Annotated in this window: 15 protein-coding genes; 10 read left to right on the forward strand and 5 right to left on the reverse strand. The window is 57.7% G+C overall.

The window, feature by feature from the left end:
- Positions 1-308 precede the first annotated feature (308 nt).
- A complete protein-coding gene (locus tag ABJM03_RS01905) occupies positions 309-1,430 on the forward strand; it encodes an efflux RND transporter periplasmic adaptor subunit (RefSeq protein ID WP_348415190.1) in 1,122 nt (373 codons plus the stop codon).
- A gap of 1 nt (position 1,431) precedes the next feature.
- Positions 1,432-4,584 carry a multidrug efflux RND transporter permease subunit gene (locus ABJM03_RS01910; RefSeq protein WP_348415191.1) on the forward strand — a complete coding sequence of 1,051 codons (3,153 nt, stop codon included), beginning with the start codon at positions 1,432-1,434 and terminating at the stop codon, positions 4,582-4,584.
- A gap of 110 nt (positions 4,585-4,694) precedes the next feature.
- Here ABJM03_RS01910 and ABJM03_RS01915 read toward each other — a convergent pair whose 3' ends face one another.
- Positions 4,695-5,333 (reverse strand): response regulator transcription factor, encoded by a 639-nt coding sequence (locus ABJM03_RS01915; protein ID WP_348415192.1) that lies wholly within the window; start codon positions 5,331-5,333, stop codon positions 4,695-4,697.
- Positions 5,330-6,754 (reverse strand): cache domain-containing protein, encoded by a 1,425-nt coding sequence (locus ABJM03_RS01920; protein ID WP_348415193.1) that lies wholly within the window; start codon positions 6,752-6,754, stop codon positions 5,330-5,332. The genes ABJM03_RS01915 and ABJM03_RS01920 overlap by 4 nt, the downstream gene beginning before the upstream one ends.
- 268 nt (positions 6,755-7,022) lie before the next feature.
- Between ABJM03_RS01920 and ABJM03_RS01925 the strand changes: the two genes are divergently transcribed.
- From ABJM03_RS01925 to ABJM03_RS01935, 3 genes are all read left to right on the forward strand, one after another.
- Entirely contained in the window at positions 7,023-8,114 is a 1,092-nt protein-coding gene (locus ABJM03_RS01925) for a TRAP transporter substrate-binding protein (RefSeq protein WP_348415194.1), read from the forward strand.
- Positions 8,115-8,282: 168 nt separating this feature from the next.
- A complete protein-coding gene (locus ABJM03_RS01930) occupies positions 8,283-9,251 on the forward strand; it encodes a C4-dicarboxylate ABC transporter permease (RefSeq protein ID WP_348415195.1) in 969 nt (322 codons plus the stop codon).
- Entirely contained in the window at positions 9,251-11,605 is a 2,355-nt protein-coding gene (locus ABJM03_RS01935; protein WP_348415196.1) for a TRAP transporter large permease subunit, read from the forward strand. The genes ABJM03_RS01930 and ABJM03_RS01935 overlap by 1 nt, the downstream gene beginning before the upstream one ends.
- Before the next feature lie 371 nt (positions 11,606-11,976).
- On the opposite strand, the gene ABJM03_RS01940 is transcribed toward ABJM03_RS01935, so the two are convergent.
- From ABJM03_RS01940 to ABJM03_RS01950, 3 genes are all read right to left on the reverse strand, one after another.
- On the reverse strand, positions 11,977-12,795 hold the full coding sequence (locus ABJM03_RS01940; protein ID WP_348415197.1) for an arginyltransferase: 819 nt from the start codon (positions 12,793-12,795) through the stop codon (positions 11,977-11,979).
- 90 nt (positions 12,796-12,885) lie between these two features.
- On the reverse strand, positions 12,886-13,311 hold the full coding sequence (locus ABJM03_RS01945; RefSeq protein ID WP_348415198.1) for an RDD family protein: 426 nt from the start codon (positions 13,309-13,311) through the stop codon (positions 12,886-12,888).
- 83 nt (positions 13,312-13,394) lie between these two features.
- Entirely contained in the window at positions 13,395-13,814 is a 420-nt protein-coding gene (locus ABJM03_RS01950) for a DUF2852 domain-containing protein (RefSeq protein WP_348415199.1), read from the reverse strand.
- A 239-nt stretch (positions 13,815-14,053) separates the two neighbouring features.
- On the opposite strand from ABJM03_RS01950, the gene ABJM03_RS01955 reads away from it, so the two are divergent.
- From ABJM03_RS01955 to ABJM03_RS01975, 5 genes are all read left to right on the forward strand, one after another.
- Entirely contained in the window at positions 14,054-16,852 is a 2,799-nt protein-coding gene (locus ABJM03_RS01955; protein WP_348415200.1) for a glutamine-synthetase adenylyltransferase, read from the forward strand.
- Positions 16,852-17,121 carry a hypothetical protein gene (locus tag ABJM03_RS01960; RefSeq protein ID WP_348415201.1) on the forward strand — a complete coding sequence of 90 codons (270 nt, stop codon included), beginning with the start codon at positions 16,852-16,854 and terminating at the stop codon, positions 17,119-17,121. Before ABJM03_RS01955 ends, ABJM03_RS01960 begins: the two co-directional genes overlap by 1 nt.
- A 168-nt stretch (positions 17,122-17,289) precedes the next feature.
- A complete protein-coding gene (locus ABJM03_RS01965; protein WP_348415202.1) occupies positions 17,290-18,033 on the forward strand; it encodes a DUF6778 family protein in 744 nt (247 codons plus the stop codon).
- Between the two features lie 39 nt (positions 18,034-18,072).
- Entirely contained in the window at positions 18,073-19,287 is a 1,215-nt protein-coding gene (locus ABJM03_RS01970) for a class I SAM-dependent rRNA methyltransferase (protein WP_348415203.1), read from the forward strand.
- A 4-nt stretch (positions 19,288-19,291) separates the two neighbouring features.
- The gene (locus tag ABJM03_RS01975) at positions 19,292-19,834 is read left to right on the forward strand and encodes a PIN domain-containing protein (protein WP_348415204.1); all 543 of its coding nucleotides are present in this window, start codon (positions 19,292-19,294) and stop codon (positions 19,832-19,834) included.
- Positions 19,835-19,865: the final 31 nt, after the last annotated feature.

Consider the following 19,865-nt stretch of genomic DNA (forward strand, 5'->3'; position numbering starts at 1 on the left):
GGGTTTTCAGGGGCGTCAACCGCGAATTGGCTGAATTTATGTCGCTGGGTGTGTGTTTTTTGATATTTTATTTCACAATTACGGGGTCTGGAGATAATTTTCGGGAATTTTAGGCGGGATGCAGGGGGTAGGGAGCGGATTTAGCGGTCATTCCCCTATGTGATATTGCACTTGTGCCTCCGGTTGGTTGCTGATTAGGCAGCGCAAACAAAAAAGATATGACAGGCTACACAAAGGGGTGATCCAGCCTAGCTATCTGCGAAGTTCGCGATAATTTGCGATCAGACTCATATATCGGAATTCCATCCATGAAACTGACCTCTCTTGCTACGCTGGTTGCGCTGCTCATCCCTAATCTTTCGACCGCACAGCAGGGACCACCACCGGTAACCACTGCGCTGCCTGTGATGAAGCAGGTGGTCGAGCAGGATTTGTTCACCGGTAGGTTCGAGCCAAAAGACGAGGTCGTCGTGCGTTCGCGCGTGTCGGGGTATTTGCAATCGGTCCATTTCACGGATGGCAGTGTGGTCGAGAAAGACCAGCTATTGTTCACGATTGATCCCGCCCAGTTCGAGACAGCATTGCGTCAGGCAAAGGCGGCCATTTCGGTGGCGCAGGCCACATTTGATTTCGCCAACGAACAGTTGGAGCGGGCCCAATCGCTGATCAGAAACGGTACCGTCCCGCAAAGCACAGTAGACGAGCGGCGCGAGGCGTTTTTGTCGGCGCAGGGCAATCTGGAAGAAGCCCGTGCAGATATGGAACTTGCGCAGCTGAACCTCGACTATACCCAAATCCGCGCGCCCATGGCGGGGCGGATCGACAATAACTTTATCAGCGTGGGCAACCTGATTACCGAAAATACATCCGAGCTGACGTCGATTGTATCGCTAAGCCCGATCCATTTCCTGTTTGATATCGACGAGCAGTTCTTCCTGACCTATTCGCGCAATGCATTGCAGCGCGGTGAACCTTTGTCAGAGGGGGGTGGCCACCAAGAGGTGAGTATCTCTTTGTCGGACGCCACGATCCCGCCGGTGAACGGCGTTCTGGATTTTGCCGAAAACCGGATTGATGACGAAACGGGGACCATTCGCTTGCGTGCGGAAGTGCCTAATCCGGATGACATCCTCACGCCGGGTCTGTTTGGTACCATCACCGTGCCGGGGTCATTGCCTTATGAAGCGACCCTGATCCCAGACCGCGCTATTGCCGCCGATCAGAACCGCCGTCTTGTGATGGTTGTGGACGCAGAAGGCAAAGTCGCGCCGCGCCCTGTGGTGCTTGGACCGATCATCGACGGCTACCGTGTGGTCCGCAGCGGGCTGGGGCCGGATGATGCGGTTGTGATCGACGGTCTGGCCCGTGCACGCCCGGGTGCAACAGTCGATCCACAACGCGTAGAGCTTCCTGCTGTGGCGGAGAAATAGAGTGGGGCGCTTTTTCGTTCATCGCCCGATCTTCGCCATTGTTCTATCCATTTTTCTGACGATTATCGGTCTGATCGCCTATGTGATTTTGCCGGTCGAACAATACCCTGCAATCGCGCCACCCTCTATTGTGGTGAGCGCCAGCTATCCCGGCGCGGATGCCGAAACCATCGCGGCCACGGTGGCCACGCCTTTGGAGGACGCGATCAACGGCGTTGAGGATCTGCTGTATCTGTCGTCCTTTTCAACTGCCGACGGCGGGCTGAGCATCACGGCGACATTTGCGCTGGGGACCGATCTGGATCAGGCGCAAATCCTTGTGCAGAACCGCGTGGCTTCGGCCGAGACGCAATTGCCGACCGAAGTGCAGGCCCTCGGGGTGACGACAACCAAATCATCGCCTGACCTGATGATGGTTGTTCACGTGCTGTCGCCAGACGAAACATTTGACCAGCTTTATGTATCAAATGTTGCCCGCGTGCAGGTCCGCGACAGGCTCATCCGGCTGGACGGGGTTGGCAATATCAACATCTTCGGTGAGCGCGAATATTCCGCCCGCGTCTGGCTGGACCCTGGCAAGCTTGCCTCGGTCGGGTTGACGGCGAGTGATGTGGTCACTTCGCTGCGCGAGCAAAACGTGCAGGTTTCGGGGGGGGCATTGGGGGCTGCGCCGAATGTGGGATCGAACGCATTCCAAGTGGCGATCACGGCGCAGGGGCGTCTTGAAAACCCGGCACAGTTTGAAAATGTGATCGTGAAATCCACGACCGACGGGCGCATTGTTCGGGTGGGGGATGTTGCGCGGGTCGAATTGGGGGCGGAATCCTATTCCACCAATTCCTATCTCAACAACAGCCCTGCGGTGGCATTGGGGATTTTCCAACGGCCCGGTTCAAACGCTTTGGCAACTGCGGATGAAATCCGCGCCACAATGGAAGAAGTGTCGCAATCCTTCCCCGAGGGGCTTGAGTACCGGATCGTCTATAACCCGACCGAATTCATCGCAGCCTCGATCGAGGCGGTGTATCACACCCTGTTTGAGGCGATCATTCTGGTGATTGTCGTTATCATGGTCTTTTTGCAAAGCTGGCGCACGGCGATCATTCCACTGTTGGCTGTGCCGGTGTCGTTGGTCGGGACGTTTGCGGTGATGTACGGGCTTGGCTATTCGCTCAACCTGCTGACGCTGTTCGGTCTGATCCTTGCGATCGGGATTGTGGTGGATGACGCGATTGTTGTGGTCGAGAATGTCGAGCGTAACCTCGACGAGGGTGCGACACCGCGTGAGGCTGCGTCAACGACCATGGATGAGGTGCAGGGCGCCATCATCGGGACATCGCTTGTGCTGATTGCTGTCTTTATTCCGGCGGCCTTTGTGCCGGGGGTTACAGGACAGTTTTACAAGCAATTCGCGGTCACGATTTCAGTCGCGACCGTGATCTCCACCATCAACTCTTTGACGTTGTCGCCGGCTTTGTCAGGGGTGCTGTTGAAGGCACGCAGCGACAGAAAGGCAAAAGAAAACGCCATGGTTCGCATGGGGCGCGGTGCGGCGCATGTGTTTAACCGGGGCTTTGACGCGCTGACGCGCGGCTATGTGGCCATCATCCGGCTGCTTGTCAGTACCACCGGCATGATCGCGATTGTGCTGGCAGGCTTTGCTGTGCTGCTTTGGGCGACCTATTTTGTGAGCAATAAGGTGCCGGGTGGGTTCATTCCGCAGGCCGATCAGGGCTATGCCATCGTTGTCGTGCAATTACCCGAAGGTGCATCCTTGCAACGCACGGATGATGTGATGAAAAAGGCCGTTGATATCGTGCTGGCGACGCCGGGCGTGGCCAATGCGGTGTCCTTTGCGGGCTTTTCCGGAGCGACCTTTACCAATGCCAGCAACCAAGGCGTGATTTTCACGCCCTTCAAACCCTTTGAAGAGCGTGGCGAGGCGGGGCTGGATGCTACGGCTATCGTGGGCCAGTTGTTTGGTCGGTTGCAGCAAATCCAGGAGGCGTTCATTATCGCCATCGCGCCGCCCACAGTGCGCGGTGTCGGGACCGGCAGCGGGTTCAAGATGCAGATCCAGAACACGCAGGGGGCTGATATGGCGCCCGCCCTTGCTGCGGCACGCCAGATGATGGGGGCAGCGCAATCGTCGGATAAGGTACAGCGCGTGTTCACGACTTTCTCGACCAGCTCGCCGCAGGTGTTTCTGGATATCGACCGTGTGCGTGCGCAAATCCTCAACGTGCCAATCGGCGAGATATTCAACACGTTGTCGATCAACCTTGGCTCTACGTTTGTGAATGACTTCAACGCCTTTGGCAGGTTGTTTCAGGTGCGCGCGCAGGCCGATCAGGAGTTTCGCCTGACCCAAAACGACATTCGCAGCTTGCGGGTCCGTTCGGCCACGGGGGCGTTGGTGCCTTTGGGTACGCTTGTCACCGTGCGCGAAACAGCAGGGCCTGCGCTTGTCCAGCGCTACAACCAGTTGGTGTCGGTGCCGTTGCAAGGCACGGCCAAGCCGGGTGTGTCAACGGGCGAGGCGCTGTTGGCGATGGAGGCATTGGCCGACCAGACATTGCCTGACGGCATCAGCTATGAGTGGACCGAGCTGGCCTTTCAGGAATCCAACACAGGCAATACGGCTGTCTATATCTTTGGCCTCTCGGTGTTGTTTGCCTTCCTGTTCCTTGCGGCCCTGTACGAAAGCTGGGTGTTGCCGATGGCGATTATCCTGATTGTGCCTATGGCGGCATTGTCCGGCTTTACAGGGGTGCTGTTGCGGGGGATGGATAATAACATCCTGACCCAGGTGGGGCTGATCGTCCTGGTGGGGCTTGCGGCGAAAAACGCGATTTTGATCGTGGAGTTTGCCAAACAGGCCGAGGAAAACGATGGCAAGGGACCCGTGGATGCAGCGATCGAAGCCTGCCGCCTGCGGTTGCGGCCGATCCTGATGACTGCGTTTGCCTTTATCCTTGGCGTGGTGCCTTTGATGTTGGCCACAGGGCCTGGTGCCGAGCTGCGGCAGGCGCTTGGTACGGTTGTGTTCTTCGGGATGTCCGGCGTGACCTTCTTGGGATTGTTCCTGACACCGGTGTTCTATGTGGCGCTGCGGCAGATTTTTTCGCGCAAGAAAAAAACGGCGGCAGCCTAGGGTCCCTCGGCTGATACCGGTGTAAATTCGGCAACGCCCGCTCCCTTCGGGGGGCGGGCGTTATCATATGTTTCGGTATAAGAGAGGCAGGTGGGCAGGTGAGGCGTGCGTCAGACGCCGGTGCCCTGTAGCACGCCATGCTCAAGCGCATAACGCGTCAGCCCTGCAGTGCTGGAGATGCCCAGCTTGCGTTTGATATTCTTGCGGTGGGTTTCGACTGTACGCACAGAGATATCCAGCTTGAGGGCTACTTCCTTGTTGGATTGCCCTTGGGCCAGTTGCAGCAAGATGGTTTGTTCACGTCCGGTGAGCACCTCGCGCGCGCCGCCGTCTTTCTGGGTCAGCGATCCTTTGGCACCGGTGCAAAGATACTGTTCGCCGCGCATGACTGTATCAATGGCCAACTTGATCTCGTCCGTGGGCACATCCTTGAGCAGATACCCCTGCGCGCCGTGGTTCAATGCGGTGGCGATATATTCGGGGCTGTCGTGCATGGAGAGGACAACGATCCGCGTTTCGGGCCGTGTTTCAAGGGCGATCTCGGTCGCTGACAGCCCGCCCATGTCGGGCATGTTGAGGTCCATCAGGATGACATCGGGCAGCAGGCTGTCGAGTTGATCAATCGCGTTGCGGCCGCTGGTGAGGGTCCCGACGACCTCGACGTCATCATAGCTTTCCAGAATGCTCTGGATGCCTTCCGCGACCATGGGGTGGTCATCGACGATCATGATGCGGGTGCGTTGGGTCATGTAGCGGCCTTGTTGGTTGTTGCTTCTGCCTTGGTCGAGCCGGGCTGTAGCATATGGCTCAGAGGGGCTGTTGCCTTTACTGTCACGCCTTTGCCAAGGATGGGATGCAGGTACAATGTCCCGCCCAGTTGGTCCATGCGTTCTTGCATATTGCGCAGACCAAGCCCTTGGGTATTTGCCTTGGGCTCGAAACCGCGGCCGTTATCGGTGATGGTTAGCGTGGCACCGTGGCGGTGCCCCCGCAAGCTGACGCTCACGCGGGTGGCCGCAGCGTGGCGTTCGATATTTGTCAGTGCTTCCTGTGCAATGCGGTAAAGCGCGATTTTCGCATCCCCGTCCAACCGGTTTCGGAAGACCACGGTTGAAAAGGCCACATCAATGCCGGTGCGCAAGGCGAATTCTTCGGTCAAAGTGCGCACGGCGGGACCAAGCCCCAGATCATCCAGCACGCCGGGGCGTAAATCGCGGCTGATCCGGCGGACTTCGGAAATCGCCTCGCCCAAGGTGGCGATGCCCTTGGCCAATGGCGCATCGGCGCTGTTGTCGCCGCGATCCAGCCTGCGGCGCGCATTATCAAGGGCATAGCGCACGCCGACAAGGATCTGACTGATCCCGTCATGCAATTCACGCGCCACACGGCCGCGTTCTTCTTCTTGGGCATCAAATACACGTTGGGTGAGCTTTTTGAGCTTGGCATCCGCCAGCCGCCGTTCGCGCAGGTTCAGGCCCATGCCGGTGGCAAAAACCACCAGCAAGGCGATAAAGGTGATGGCCCCGATATAGATAAAGGTGCGCTGCACCCGTGCTTCGACCTCGGCGCGCGAAGAGGCGACCGAGGCAAGCACATCGTCGATATAGACCCCTGTGCCCACGGCCCAACCCCATGACGGCAAAGACGTAACATAGACGATCATCCGGGCGACTTCGCCGGTGGACGGTTTTGACCACATATACGTATGGTAGCCGGCCCCATCGCGGGCGATCTCGATCATGCGGTCAACAACCGGCGTGCCTTCGGCATCGGTTTCGCCTTTGAAATTGCGACCGATCCGCGAGGTTTCGCGCGGCGATACAATGGCGGTGCCGTCATAGTCATAGACAAAAAACTGCCCATCCTCGCCATAGATCATCGCCGAGAGGATCTGTGCCACGCTTTCCTTGGCTTCGGCATCATCAGGCGCGGCGCTGCCGTAGATGAAATAAAACCCATTGCGCGCTTGGGTAACATAGTTGCGCAATTCGGCCTTTTTGGTCTGGATAAGCTGCGTTTCCAGGGCGGTAATCTCACGTTCTGCCAAGGCGTGCGATTGCGCCGCGACCACAAGTGCGATGGCGGCGACCGCCACGACCAAAGGAACGGTCGCCAGAAGCGTCAGCTTTTGACCATAGGGGATCGACAGAAGGAAACGGCGCGATGTCATCACGATTCGATACGACGAATCTGGGGGGTGAGCAAAGGGTAAGGTGGTAAATTATAAAAAACAAAAAAGAGAGTGGCCCCGAAAAACCCTATGAAAATATAGCTGATGCTTAAAAAAACGACGGTAATGGCGGGCAAAGAGGCGTGGACTACGCAGTAGTAGGTATTTTCAAACGCACGCGTACGGGTAAGGTTCACATACTTGAAACATCTCGCACGAATTCTAACCGATTCTGTGCGGGTGAAATAAATCCAGGGAGGATACTAATATGGATCGTCGTTCATTTTTGAAGACATCTGCAATGGGCGGTACAGCCGCCGCAGCGACAACGCTCGCAGCACCAGCTTACGCACAAGGTAAGCGCACGTTGACAATGGTTACATCATGGCCACGCGGTTTTGCCGTGCTGGACGATGCGGCCACATATTTCAACAACATGATCAACGAAATGTCCGACGGTACGCTGACCGTTGAGAAAAAAGCCCCCGGCGAGCTGGTAGGCGCGTTTGAAGTGTTTGACGCTGTGTCCTCGGGCCAAGCAGACATGTATCACTCTGCTGATTACTATTTCATCAACCAGCACCCGGCCTATGCCTACTACACAGCCGTACCTTTCGGCGGTACAGCGCAGGAAATGTTCAACTGGTACCACCACGGTGGCGGTCACCAGCTGCACAACCAGCTGGGCGAAATCTTTAACCTGAAATCCTTCATGGTTGGTAACTCGGGTTCCCAGTCCGGTGGCTGGTTCCGCAACGAGATCAACTCCGCAGCCGACTTCAACGGTCTGAAGTTCCGTATGCCAGGTCTGGGCGGCAAGGTTCTGGGTAAACTGGGCGCATCCGTTCAGAACATCCCCGGTGGCGAGCTTTATCAAGCGCTGTCTTCGGGCGCATTGGACGGTCTGGAGTGGGTTGGCCCATTCGCGGATGAGCGTGCCGGCTTCCAGGAAGTTGCAAAAGTCTACTACACTGCGGGCTTCCACGAGCCAGGTTCGTCGCTGAACTCTGCTGTGAACCTTGACGTGTTCAACGACCTGTCACCAGCACATCAGAAAATCATCGAATATTCCGCGATGGCCGCAACTCACACCCAATTGGCAGAAACACTGGCCAACAACGGTGCGGCGCTGTCGCGTCTGCAACAGCAGGGCGTCAAAACCATGCAGTTCACTGACGATGTATGGGATGCGTTCGGTCAGGCTTCTGCTGAAGTGCTTGACGAAAATATGAGCGATGATCTGTTTGCCGAAACACGCAACAGCTTTGAAGCATCGCTGACTTCTTCTGCTGAATGGCTGCAGAAGTCCGATGGCCTCTATGTTGAGCAACGCGAGCGCGTCCGCGCCAACCTCAAGTAATCGAGAACAGGATCATCGGGAGAAACCTCCCGATGATCTTCCGGTTTTCGGGATCAAGGCCGCGCAATTTGCGCGGTCTTACACTCTAGGCATAACCAAGGGGCAGGCCAAAGCCGCCCCTGATCGGTGCAAAGCGCGCCGATGAACCAACTCCGGGGAGGGGGACACATGGCTGACGATATTGTATGTTCGGGATTTTTCCGTGCAGCCGAGGGCGCGGACCTCAGCTGCCTCGATAAATTCCAGGACAGCGGATTCCACCAGTTTGTGATAGGCAACGTGCTGGAAGCCTTTTACAATTTCTTTGCTGCGATCTTGCAGCCGGGAATGTGGCTGAACTGGTCTGATCCGCAGGCGATGATGCGCTTTATCTATTACGGCGCGTCGATCGAGCTGTTTTTCGTTCTCGCCACCGCATTGGTGATCATCACTGCCATCGGCATGCGCAAACGCGCGTTCATGTGGGGCATGGTGCGCGGGTTGGAAAGCTTCTCCAACGGCGTTGGCCGGCTATTTGCATGGGCAGGGCTTTTGATGGTTCTGCAACAGATCATCATCATTTTCATGCAGCGGATTTTTACACGGCCCGATATTTCGATCGGTTTTGGTATCCCGCTGCAATTCGACATCAGCTGGTTTGCCGAAGAGCTAAAGCTGTATAACGCATTGGTCGTGTGCATGTGCGTGGCCTACACGTTTGTGCAGGGCGGCCATGTACGGGTTGATCTGTTCTATGCCGGTGCGAAATTCCGCACCAAAAAGATTGTGGATATGTTCGGCGCTGTGTTCTTCATGCTGCCTTTTGCTTTGGTAACATGGCTTTATGGCTGGTTCTTCTTGTGGCGTCATCTGGTTACACCGAACCCGTCGGCCTCTGACAAGCTGGAGCTGCTGCTGCGCAAGGCGCGCCTGCTCAAGTGGAACGTAGAGACAATCGGCTTCTCGCCCAATGGTTTCAACGGCTACTTTTTGTTCAAAATCCTGCTTTGCCTATTCTGCGTAATGGTCATTCTGCAGGCAATTGCGATCTTCTACCGCTCGTGGTGCGAACTGTGTGAAGGCGAAGAGAGCGCTGGTAAATATCTCGACAAGGATACCCTTGGCGAAGGCGAAGAAGCCTATGAGGGGGCACACTGATGTTTTTTGGTCTGGATGGGGTCGAAGTTGGCCTGATTATTGTATTTGTCTGCCTGTTCGGCGGCATTTTGTCGGGCTTCCCGGTGGCATTCGCCATCGGTGGGGCAGGCATGATTTCTTTCGGTATTATCGCGGGCTTGGACAGTGCGGGTCTGTTAATCCACCAAGCTGTCGATACGTCTTCTGATGCGTTCCGCGCATTGGTTAATTCGGGCATCAAGGAGGATACGATATCGTCCTTCAGGTATCCTGACTTACCCAGGGTCGCGGAATCCGTGTTCCCGCAGGGCTGGCAGGTTGCCATGGACCGCAACGTGTCCTTTGTTGTGAACCGCATGAACGAGCGTGTTCTGGCGGGGCAATCCATCGAGACATTGCTGGCTGTGCTGATGTTCGTTCTGATGGGTATCACACTTGAGCGTTCCAAGATTGCGAATGATCTTCTGACCTCGATGGCCAAAGTATTCGGCCCGCTGCCGGGCGGTTTGGCCGTGTCGGTTGTGGTTGTGGGCGCGTTCCTTGCGGCTTCTACCGGTATCGTTGGTGCGACTGTTGTGACGATGGGTCTGCTCGCCCTGCCTACAATGTTGCGCAACAACTACTCACCCGAGCTGGCAACAGGGGTCATCGCGGCCTCGGGCACATTGGGGCAGATTATTCCGCCTTCGATCGTGATCGTTCTGTTGGGGACATTGGCAGGTGATTTGTACTCCTCCGCACAAGAGGCCCGCGCGGCATCCTTTGGCTGTACCGATGCGTTGACCTATCTGGGTGAGCCAGCGGTTGTATCCGTGGGCACATTGTTCCAGGCGGCGCTGCTGCCCGGTATCATGCTTGCCTTGCTCTATGCGCTTTATGCGCTTGGCTATGCGGTGTTCAACCCAAGCAGAGCACCGGCCGTGCCGATGGGTTCGACCAATGCAGAACCTGTATCGCGTTCGGAAGCTTTCACATGGTTCGTTGGCGCGCCTGTGCTGGTTATCGTCGGGACAATCGTTCTGGGCAACCTCGGGATTGTCGGCTCGCAAGATACACGGGTTTCCAGCTTTTCGGACATCGGTGAATCCGCCACGCTGCGCACAAATGTGAATGACCAGTGTAAGGCGGCGATGATCGAGCTGCACGGCCAAGAGCGTTGGGACCTTGCGCTGGAACAGCAAAAGGTGATCGACGATGCCGGCGGTCTGGCGGTCAGCGAGCGTTTGACCGACGAACAGTTTGCCGAAGCACAGGCGGAAAAGATCGCCAATGCTGCTCCTATCGGGACAGGTATTGCGATCATCATGATCCTGCTGACGCTGATCATGACCACTGCACGCGGTGTATCGCCTTCGTCTGACGCCAAGCCGCTGTTGATCGGTGGGATCGGTGTCGTGCTGCTGTTGTTGGTGGATATCGTACTGGTGAGCCCGACAACGACACCGGGCACCATGGTTGTTCTCATGGCGCTGCCGTTTGTCGCGGTGATGTACGGGGTCGTCTATGGCACCAAACTTTGCGGCAAGAACGAACTGATCCGCGTGGTGTTCCCGCCACTGGTTCTGATCGTTGCTGTGCTGGGTTCGATCCTTGGCGGGATCACCAACCCGACACCGGCGGCCGCACTTGGGGCAGGGGGCGCGATCATGCTGGCGGCCTACCGCAAGCTGACGGATCTGGACCGTTCCCCCAAGGTCATCATCTGGTCCACCATGGCGATCATCATCTGTATTCTTGTGGGCGTGAATTTCGATCTGCGCATCAACCAAGACGATGTCAGCTTTGAGAACTGGGTGGCGTTCTTTGTCTCCTACGGTGCCTACCTCTATGCGGTGTTCGGTCTGCTGTTCAGCTGCTGGATCCTCTACACCAATGGTGTGTTGACGCCGGTTGTCCGCGAGACAGCAAAAGTGACCTCGATGGTATTCACCATTCTGATCGGGTCGCAGCTGCTTAACCTTGTGGTCATCAGTTTTGGTGGTGAGCATTACATCCAGCAGTTCCTGAAATCGTTTGATAACGAATTGCAGGTCTTCCTGATCGTGATGCTGGTGCTCTTCGTGTTGGGCTTCGTGCTCGACTTCCTCGAGATCATCTACATCGTTGTGCCTATCGTGGGTCCGGTGATCTATGGCGGGTCTTTCGATCCAAAATGGGTGACCATCATGATTGCGGTAAACTTGCAGACCTCCTTCCTGACCCCGCCCTTCGGCTTTGCGCTGTTCTATCTGCGCGGCGTTGCACCGGCGAGTGTCACGACACAGCACATCTACCGCGGTATTATCCCGTTTGTGTTGATCCAGGTGGCCGGTCTTGCCCTACTGTGGTTCTTCCCGTCGATCGTGACGATCATTCCGGACCTGATCCCGAATTGATAATCGGCTAAGTTAAAAATCAAAAAGGGCACCTCCAGGGGTGCCCTTTTTACGTTTGGGGTGGTTTTAGCGGCCGCTATATCAATTACGTTGGGCGTAAGACATTGCTGGCCTGCATCAAGGGTCCTAGCACAGGCGCGAAAACAGCAGTTTGCAGTACACCAATTTGACAAAGCCAATAGGCAAGCCGAAACCGAGGCCAAAATTAAACGGTTGAATGGAAACAGGCGACAGTAGCCTATACTGCGGGCATCAATCCCGCGCAGTCATATCGGGCGTTTAGGCCGCCCGAAAACCATCGTTTGTGAACCTGCCTCGAAACCGGCAACTGGTGTATGCAAAGCGTTCAGCACAGGCTGCCCGCAGGTTCATCAGCGGCGCGGCGTGAGGTCTGGCAGCGAGATATTGGCCACTTGTTCAGCGATGGGATCATTGTTGAGCGGGTGATCCTCAGAGGTGAAGTTTTCGGGATCGCGCATCGGGTTCCACTGGCCGCCCATAAACACCTCAAGGCCGGAAAATTTAGCTTTATACCCCATCTTGGGGCTGCCGGGCACCCAATAGCCAAGGTAGACATAAGGCAGGCCCGCGCTGCGCGCGATGTCGATGTGGTCAAGAATGATATAATTCCCTAACCCGTCGCGCGGGCGATCGGGGGTATAAAACGAATATACCATGCTGACCCCGTCGCCCAAGACATCCGTCAGGCAAACGCCAATCAACTCGCCGGTTTCGGTATCGGTATATTCGATGACGCGGCTGCGGATCGGCGTTTCCTCGATCATGGCGGCGAATTCGAACACATCCATATCGGCCATACCGCCGTCTGCGTGGCGGCTGTCCAGATAGCGGCGGAACAGATCGTATTGATCCTCGGTGGCCCAGGGTGACGTGGGGCGCCGTGTGATGCCGGTGTTGCGGTTCAGGGTGCGGCGCTGGCTTTTTGTGGGTTTAAATCGCGCCACATCAATGCGGGCAGACAGGCAAGAGGCGCAATCCGCGCAAGACGGACGATAAAGTACATTCTGGCTGCGCCGGAAGCCTTGGGCCGACAGGCTGTTATTGAGCTTTTCTGCATTCTCGCCCTGCAAGGCCGTAAACAGCTTTCGCTCCATCCGGTCTTCGAGATACGGGCAAGGTTGCGGCGCAGTGACGTAGAATTGGGGAGCAATGGGAAGAGTGTGGCGCATAAAAACGAAATGTCCGGCTGGGGGTACTAACAAGATAACGCTCGGAGGCCACTTCGCAATCCCCAAAAATAGCGAAGTTCCGGCAGTGCCTTAGCTACGGCGGTTAAGAGCCACCGTGCCCAGGACCAGATCGGTCAGGCCCTGACGGCGCTCGGTGCTGAGCATCAGCACAATCGAGACAAGCTGTAGCGGTGCAACGGCCAATGAAAAGCTGTAGCCGAGCGTGTGCATAACCGCATAGCCAAGGTCAAAGAGCCGGTCATCGGGACGGCGCAGTTCAATTGCCATCAGGCGCATACCCCAAGTGGCCGATCCGCGCGCAAGGGTAACGACACGGTAGGCAAAACCGATCACCAGATAAAGAAATGGCAAAAAGAACAGACCCACAAAGGCCGTGAACGGGATCACCAACAGCGTGAGACCTGCGATAATCACGGCATCCGCAACCCATGCCAACAGGCGTTTGCTGGGGACACCATCGTAGAAATCGGGCTGGAGTTCTGGGTCAGGGGTCATGTGGTTCTCTTGATAGGAATGGGGACGAAAAGGGCAGATGCACCCTCCACAGGTGGGAGGGTGCGTTGGTGATGTCAAGGCGGTTACTTTTCCGCAGGGGTGTCCTTGCGGCGCGCGCGCTCGTCCATGAAGGCGTCGAATTCTGACTTGTCCTTGGCTTCGCGCAGGCGTTCAAGAAAACCCTCAAAGCTGCTTTGCTCTTCTTCGAGGCGGCGCAGCGTGTCGGCCTTATAGGCGTCAAAGGCGGCGTTGCCGGTGGGGCGGCTCATGTGTACGGCATGGCGGCTGCATTGGCGTGTGGCAGATGAAAACATACGTTTACTCCAGATCATATACCCCAGCAGGGCAAGGCCGATCGGCCAGAAAAAGATGAACCCCAGCACCATTGCCGCGATCCACGCGCCTTTGCCCCGCGCATCAAGCCAGCTCTCGGTGCGTTTGAGCCAGCTTTCACTATGCGTGCTGCGGGAAGTGTAGGAGGCAGTGTTACTCAATGTGGTCATTTAGGTCCCTTTCGGAATGCGGTGTGCTGCCACCGTGGGTGGGGCGCTTCACCGGTGAAAGACCTCAATGTTAATGCCCTTCACATCATTCAATTTGGGAAGCTTGCAGTTTTTTACAAGGATGAATGTGAATGTTTTTTACATTGCGGAGAATACAATTATAAAAACAGGGTGTTGAGGCTTGTGGTGGGCAAGAGAAAAGCCATTGACGGCACAGCAGTGAGGGGCAACTGTGCGGTATGACTGAAAAAACACTTGCCGCATTGCTTACCCGTTGCTCTCGTGCCGACGCACAGGCTGATGCCGATCTGCAATTGGCACAATTCGATGCTGATCTGCGCCCGCTTATCGGTGCGACAGCGGCTTTGGCCCCTTATCTCGCGCGGCTTGTCGTTCAAGAAGGCGCATGGTTGCAAGAGGCCGTGCAGGCCCCCAAGGCCGCGCTTGCGCAGGTTTTGGCCATGCCCGGAACGCTGGAGGGGCCGGGATTGCAGGCGGGCTTGCGACAGGGCAAGCGGCGTGTGGCGCTGCTCTCTGCTTTGGCCGATCTGGGGGGCGCATGGTCGCTGGAAGAGGTGACTGGCGCGCTTACCGATTATGCGGATGCCGCGACCCAGGCAGCGCTGCGCGAGGCGGTAGGCGCGCAGATCAAGCGTGGCAAGCTGCCGGGTATGACGGCGCAAGATGCGCAGACCGGGGGTGGCATGACAGTGCTGGCCATGGGCAAGATGGGCGCGGGAGAGCTGAATTATTCGTCCGACATTGATCTGATCTGTCTGTTTGACGAAGACCGCTATGGTCTGGAGGACTTCCAGACGGCCCGCGCGGGGCTGATCAAGGCCACCCGCGCCATGGCCGCCAGCCTGAGCGAGATCACCGGCGATGGCTATGTCTTCCGCACCGATTTGCGACTGCGTCCGGATCCATCTGTGACCCCTGTTTGTGTCGGTGTGCTTGCCGCCGAGCGGTATTATGAAAGCCTTGGTCGCACATGGGAGCGCGCGGCCTATATCAAGGCTCGCGCCTGTGCCGGTGATCTGGCCGTGGGGGCGGATTTTCTGGAAACGCTGACACCTTTCGTCTGGCGTAAGCATCTGGATTTTGCCGCCATTCAGGATGCCCATGACATGCGCCTCGCGATCCGCGCGCATAAGGGGCTGGGCGGGCCGATCACTTTGCCGGAACATAATATGAAACTGGGCCGTGGCGGCATCCGCGAGATCGAATTTTTCACCCAGACACGTCAGTTGATCGCGGGGGGGCGTGACGCAGAACTACGGGTGCGCGGCACCAAAGAGGGGCTTGCATTGCTGGCTGCCAAAGGCTGGGTGCCCAAAGATACCGCCCGCGAGCTGAGCAGCCATTACACATTCCACCGCACAGTCGAGCACCGGTTGCAAATGGTCCGCGATGCGCAAACCCATAACTTGCCGCAATCGCCCGAAGGCATGGCGCGGATTGCCGCGATGATGGATATGGACCAAAGCGCGCTTGAGCATGAGCTGCGTGAGCGCCTAAGTGCGGTGCACGAAATTACCGAAGGCTTTTTTGCCGACACGGCCTCGCCCGTGGCCGAGCCTGCGCATGTTTTCGACGAAACCGTGGTTGCGCGCTGGCACAGCTATCCGGCGCTGCGCTCTGAACGCGGGGCCGAATTGTTTGCACAGCTCAAGCCCGAGCTTTTTGCGCGGTTGGCGCAGGCCGATAAACCCGCCGAGGCGCTGCTGGCCTTTGACGGCTTCCTTGCGGGGTTGCCCGCGGGGGTGCAGGTATTCTCGTTGCTCAAGGCCAACCCGCAGCTGGCGGATTTGCTGATTACAATTGTAACAGTCTCGCCCATGCTGGCGGCACATCTGTCGCGCAACGCAGGTGTGTTGGATGCGGTGATCGGCGGGGATTTCTTTGCCGACTGGCCCGGGCAGGCGGCGCTGACCAACGAGCTGTCGGCCCGGCTTGGCGCACTGGATGATTACGAGACACAGCTCGACAGCACCCGTGGCTGGGCGCGCGAATGGCATTTTCGAGTCGGCGTGCATCACCTGCGCGGGCTGACAGATGGCGCAACAGCGGCTGCACAATACAGCGATCTGGCGCGCGCGGTGCTCTGTGCACTTTGGCCTGTGGTGATTGCCGAAATCGCGCGCCGTCACGGACCGCCGCCGGGTAAGGGGGCAGTGATTGTCGGCATGGGTTCACTAGGAGCGGGGAGGCTGACGGCGCAATCCGATCTGGATATGATTGTGGTCTATGATGCGGACGGGGTCGAAGCCTCGGAGGGGCCGCGCCCGTTAGCCTCACGGCAATATTACGCGCGGCTGACCCAAGCGATGATTACCGCCATGAGCGCCCCCATGGCCCAAGGCCGGCTGTACGAGCTGGATTTGCGGCTGCGTCCTTCGGGCAATAAAGGGCCGGTGGCGACATCGGTAGATGCGTTCGAGAGTTATCAGCGGACCCAAGCATGGGTGTGGGAGCATCTGGCACTGACCCGTGCGGAGGTGGTTGCCGGCCCTGCCGCGCTTGGAAAGACGGTCGAGGCATTGCGCCAAGAGGTCGTCCGCATGCCCCGTGACAAAGCCCATGTCTGCCGCGAGACTGCGCAGATGCGGGCACGGATCGCTGCTGCGAAATCCGCAAGTGGTGTGCTGGATGCCAAGATCGGCGCGGGACGCTTGCAAGATATCGAACTCTTTGCGCAAGCAGGCGCATTGATCGGGGGCATGGTGGCCTGCGATATCCCCGCAGGGCTGGCCGCGGCGGCACAGGCGGGATTGATTGATCCACAGGGTCAGGCGGTGCTAGATGAGGCTTATGCGGTGTTGTGGGGGCTGCAATCGGCCACGCGATTGCTGTCATCCGTGCCGCTGAAGCTGGACCAGTTGCGCGATGCGACGCTGCATTTTTTGCTGACGGCAATGGCACCGTTCGGGGAATGCGATACAAGCCACGGTCTGGAGGCGCAGTTGTTACAGACCTATGCGCGCGCGGATGCCGTCATCAGCGCGGCACTTGCCCCCTATATTACAGGAGCTGATTGATGGATAAATCCTCGCCCGATGACCCGAAGGGGCTTATCTTTGAAGCCTACCGCATTGAGGGGATCACAAAGCCCGAGTGCCGCACGATCTTTCTGGATTGGGCGCTGAGTTTGACACAGGGGCGCGACACCCATGCGGCACTGCGTAGCTTGTTGGCGGTATATGGGCAGGATGCGGCACATCCGATGACCGACGTGCTGACCGAAGGGCTGCACACAATCGCCACGCCGCGCCGTCGTGGTGGCTGGCGCAGCCGCAAACGGGACTGATCCTGCGGGGGCGATCAGCGCGCCCGCCTAGCAACTAAGTCTAAAGAAAGGGATAATACCGCAAATTTACGCCAAGTACGGCGCTATTTTGTCTCAAACCCGCCTCAATCACCGGTGAAAAGCGTTCCAGTAACAAAGTCACGGTCGCTGACCCCGAGGAGTAACGAGATGAAGATGATCAAATTTGCATGCGCTTTGAGCATTGGCGCGTTTCTGAGTGCTTGTGGTGTCAGTGATGTTGTGACCCGCAGCGTGCCGTTCCAGTCTCAGGAAACGCGCATCGTTCAAGGCACCAGAATTCACGACAATATTGCGTTGAACCTGCGCGAAGATACGTCAGTGCGCCGTGTAACAGACAGCACCCAAGCCGCCCGCACGATCCTGCCCGAGGCGATCCTGCGTCAGATCAATGTGGCCAAGATCAACGTCAGCGTGCCAACCAGCCTGAAAGTATCGGAGGCAAACCGTTATTACCCGCCCGGTGATATCGTGTGGCGTGGTGATGCGATCGGCAACCGCCATGAGCAGGTCGCGCGCATTGTGTATGATGCAATGACCACCGGCACAGCCAGCTTTCAGGGGCCGAATCCTGTGATCCTTGATATTCAGCTCGTGCGGTTTCATTCCTTGAGCGAAAAAGCCCGTTATACAGTCGGTGGCGTGCACCATGTTGTATTCAATATGGCCGTACGCGATGCAACAACCGGCCAATTCCTGTCCGAACCGCGCCGCGTGGACACGGATCTTGCCGCATTCGGTGGCCAGCAGGCAAAAACCGCCGAAGCCAATGGGCTGACGCAAAAGGTCCGTATTTCCGGTCACTTGGGTGAAGTTATCCGCCAGCAACTGATGCGCCCCGAGACCTATTCAAAGGCGACGCCTGCCTTTTACCAGCGTGTAAGCGCACTCTAGGCTTTCACTTGGCTGATATACCAATTAGGGAAGGGCGCTATGACAGCGCCCTTTCCCACATCCGCCCCGCTTCCCGTTGTACGCCTTATGCCAAAGGCGAATGCACGTGCCATCCGGCATGGTGCTCCTTGGGTTTACGCAAATGAACTGGTCACGGACCGTCGCACCAAAGGCCTTGCCGCCGGAGCGATTGCGGTGCTTGAGGACAGCCTTCGCCAGCCTTTGGGCGTGGTCACGGTAAACCCGAATTCAAAAATCATCTGCCGGATGCTGGATGCCGACCCCGAGGCGGTGATTGACCAAGCGTGGATGGCCACCCGTTTACGTCGCGCGCTTGGCCTGCGTGAACGGTTGTTTGATGCGCCTTACTACCGGTTGGTCCATGCCGAAGCAGACGGATTGCCCGGTGTGATCATCGACCGCTTTGGCGATACTTGCGTGATCCAGCCGAACGCGGCGTGGTCTGATGCGCTGATCGAGCCGCTGACGGCGGCGTTGATCGAGGTGACGGGTGTTGTGAATGTGCTCAAAAATGCCTCGGGCCGCACGCGCAGCCTTGAGGGGCTTGATGACGTGAGCGGCGTTCTGGCAGGGGCCGCACCAACTGAGGCCGTGCCGGTGCAGATGAACGGGGCGACCTATATGGCCGACCTGACCGGTGGGCAAAAGACCGGCATTTTCTATGACCAGCGTCCCAACCATGCCTTTGCAGCCGATCTGGCGCGCAAAGGTGCGCGGGTGCTTGATGTCTTCTCTCACGTTGGCGGCTTTGGCCTTGCGGCTGTGGCGGCGGGCGCATCTTCGGCGCTTTGCGTGGATGGATCGGGGCCGGCGTTGGCCTTGGCCGAACAGGGTGCGGCAGCGATGGGAGTGGCGGATAAGGTCACAACCAGTCAGGGCGACGCGTTTGACGTATTGACCGCCTTGCGCGCCGAGGGTGCCGAATTTGACGTTGTGATCTGTGATCCACCCGCTTTCGCTCCGGCTAAGCCCGCGCTTGAGGCGGGTTTGCGCGCCTATGAGCGTATTGCCCGACTTGCGGCGCCATTGGTGGCCGAGGGTGGTATTCTGGGTCTGTGTTCGTGCAGCCATGCCGCTGATTTGACAGCCTTCCGCAGTGCCTCGGTGCGCGGGATCGGGCGCGCGGGGCGCAGACCGTCGCTGATCCACAGCGGTTTTGCAGGTGCGGACCATCCGCAGTTGCCGCAATTGGCTGAAACCGGATATCTCAAATCGCTGTTCTTCCACCTGTAACGCGATGAAGATGTTACTGGATGCCTGCGTGATCTATCCCACTGTGATGCGGGAGATGTTGCTGGGCGTTGCACGCACAGGGGCCTACACGCCCCTGTGGTCTCCCCGCATCCTTGAGGAATGGGCCCTTGCCGCGCGCAAACTGGGCCCGCAGGGTGAGGCCATTGCACGCGGTGAAATTGCCATGATCGAGGCGGCCTTTCCCAAGGCAAGCGTTGCACCGCATGCGGGGCTTGAGGCGCGGCTGTGGTTGCCTGATGCGAATGACATTCACGTTCTGGCAGCTGCTGTGCATGGCAATGCCGAGGGTATCATCACCATGAATGCCAAGGATTTCCCGCGCGGTATTCTGGCCGAAGAGGGGCTAAGCCGGAATGATCCGGATGCCTTTCTGCTGGGCCATTTCCATGCAGCACCCGAAGCCGTGAGCGCAGTTGGGCAGGCTGTTCTGGCCGAAGCACGGCGTTTGTCGGGTGAGGATTGGACCCTGCGCGCGTTGATGAAAAAGGCGCGTCTGCCGCGTTTGGGGAAGGCTTTGACAGCTTAATAAGTCGCAATAGCTTTGCGCTTTAAGGTTT

Origin of the sequence: Sulfitobacter sp., from assembly GCF_039977885.1 — a bacterium.
Taxonomy (GTDB): Bacteria; Pseudomonadota; Alphaproteobacteria; order Rhodobacterales; family Rhodobacteraceae; genus Sulfitobacter.

Excerpts from the sequence above, each read along its gene's own strand:
- ABJM03_RS01905 (WP_348415190.1), top strand. The coding sequence starts at position 309 with ATGAAACTGACCTCTCTTGCTACGCTGGTTGCGCTGCTCATCCCTAAT.
- ABJM03_RS01915 (WP_348415192.1), bottom strand. The coding sequence starts at position 5,333 with ATGACCCAACGCACCCGCATCATGATCGTCGATGACCACCCCATGGTC.
- ABJM03_RS01920 (WP_348415193.1), bottom strand. The coding sequence starts at position 6,754 with ATGACATCGCGCCGTTTCCTTCTGTCGATCCCCTATGGTCAAAAGCTG.
- ABJM03_RS01925 (WP_348415194.1), top strand. The coding sequence starts at position 7,023 with ATGGATCGTCGTTCATTTTTGAAGACATCTGCAATGGGCGGTACAGCC.
- ABJM03_RS01930 (WP_348415195.1), top strand. The coding sequence starts at position 8,283 with ATGGCTGACGATATTGTATGTTCGGGATTTTTCCGTGCAGCCGAGGGC.
- ABJM03_RS01935 (WP_348415196.1), top strand. The coding sequence starts at position 9,251 with ATGTTTTTTGGTCTGGATGGGGTCGAAGTTGGCCTGATTATTGTATTT.
- ABJM03_RS01940 (WP_348415197.1), bottom strand. The coding sequence starts at position 12,795 with ATGCGCCACACTCTTCCCATTGCTCCCCAATTCTACGTCACTGCGCCG.
- ABJM03_RS01945 (WP_348415198.1), bottom strand. The coding sequence starts at position 13,311 with ATGACCCCTGACCCAGAACTCCAGCCCGATTTCTACGATGGTGTCCCC.
- ABJM03_RS01950 (WP_348415199.1), bottom strand. The coding sequence starts at position 13,814 with ATGACCACATTGAGTAACACTGCCTCCTACACTTCCCGCAGCACGCAT.
- ABJM03_RS01955 (WP_348415200.1), top strand. The coding sequence starts at position 14,054 with ATGACTGAAAAAACACTTGCCGCATTGCTTACCCGTTGCTCTCGTGCC.
- ABJM03_RS01960 (WP_348415201.1), top strand. The coding sequence starts at position 16,852 with ATGGATAAATCCTCGCCCGATGACCCGAAGGGGCTTATCTTTGAAGCC.
- ABJM03_RS01965 (WP_348415202.1), top strand. The coding sequence starts at position 17,290 with ATGAAGATGATCAAATTTGCATGCGCTTTGAGCATTGGCGCGTTTCTG.
- ABJM03_RS01970 (WP_348415203.1), top strand. The coding sequence starts at position 18,073 with ATGACAGCGCCCTTTCCCACATCCGCCCCGCTTCCCGTTGTACGCCTT.
- ABJM03_RS01975 (WP_348415204.1), top strand. The coding sequence starts at position 19,292 with ATGAAGATGTTACTGGATGCCTGCGTGATCTATCCCACTGTGATGCGG.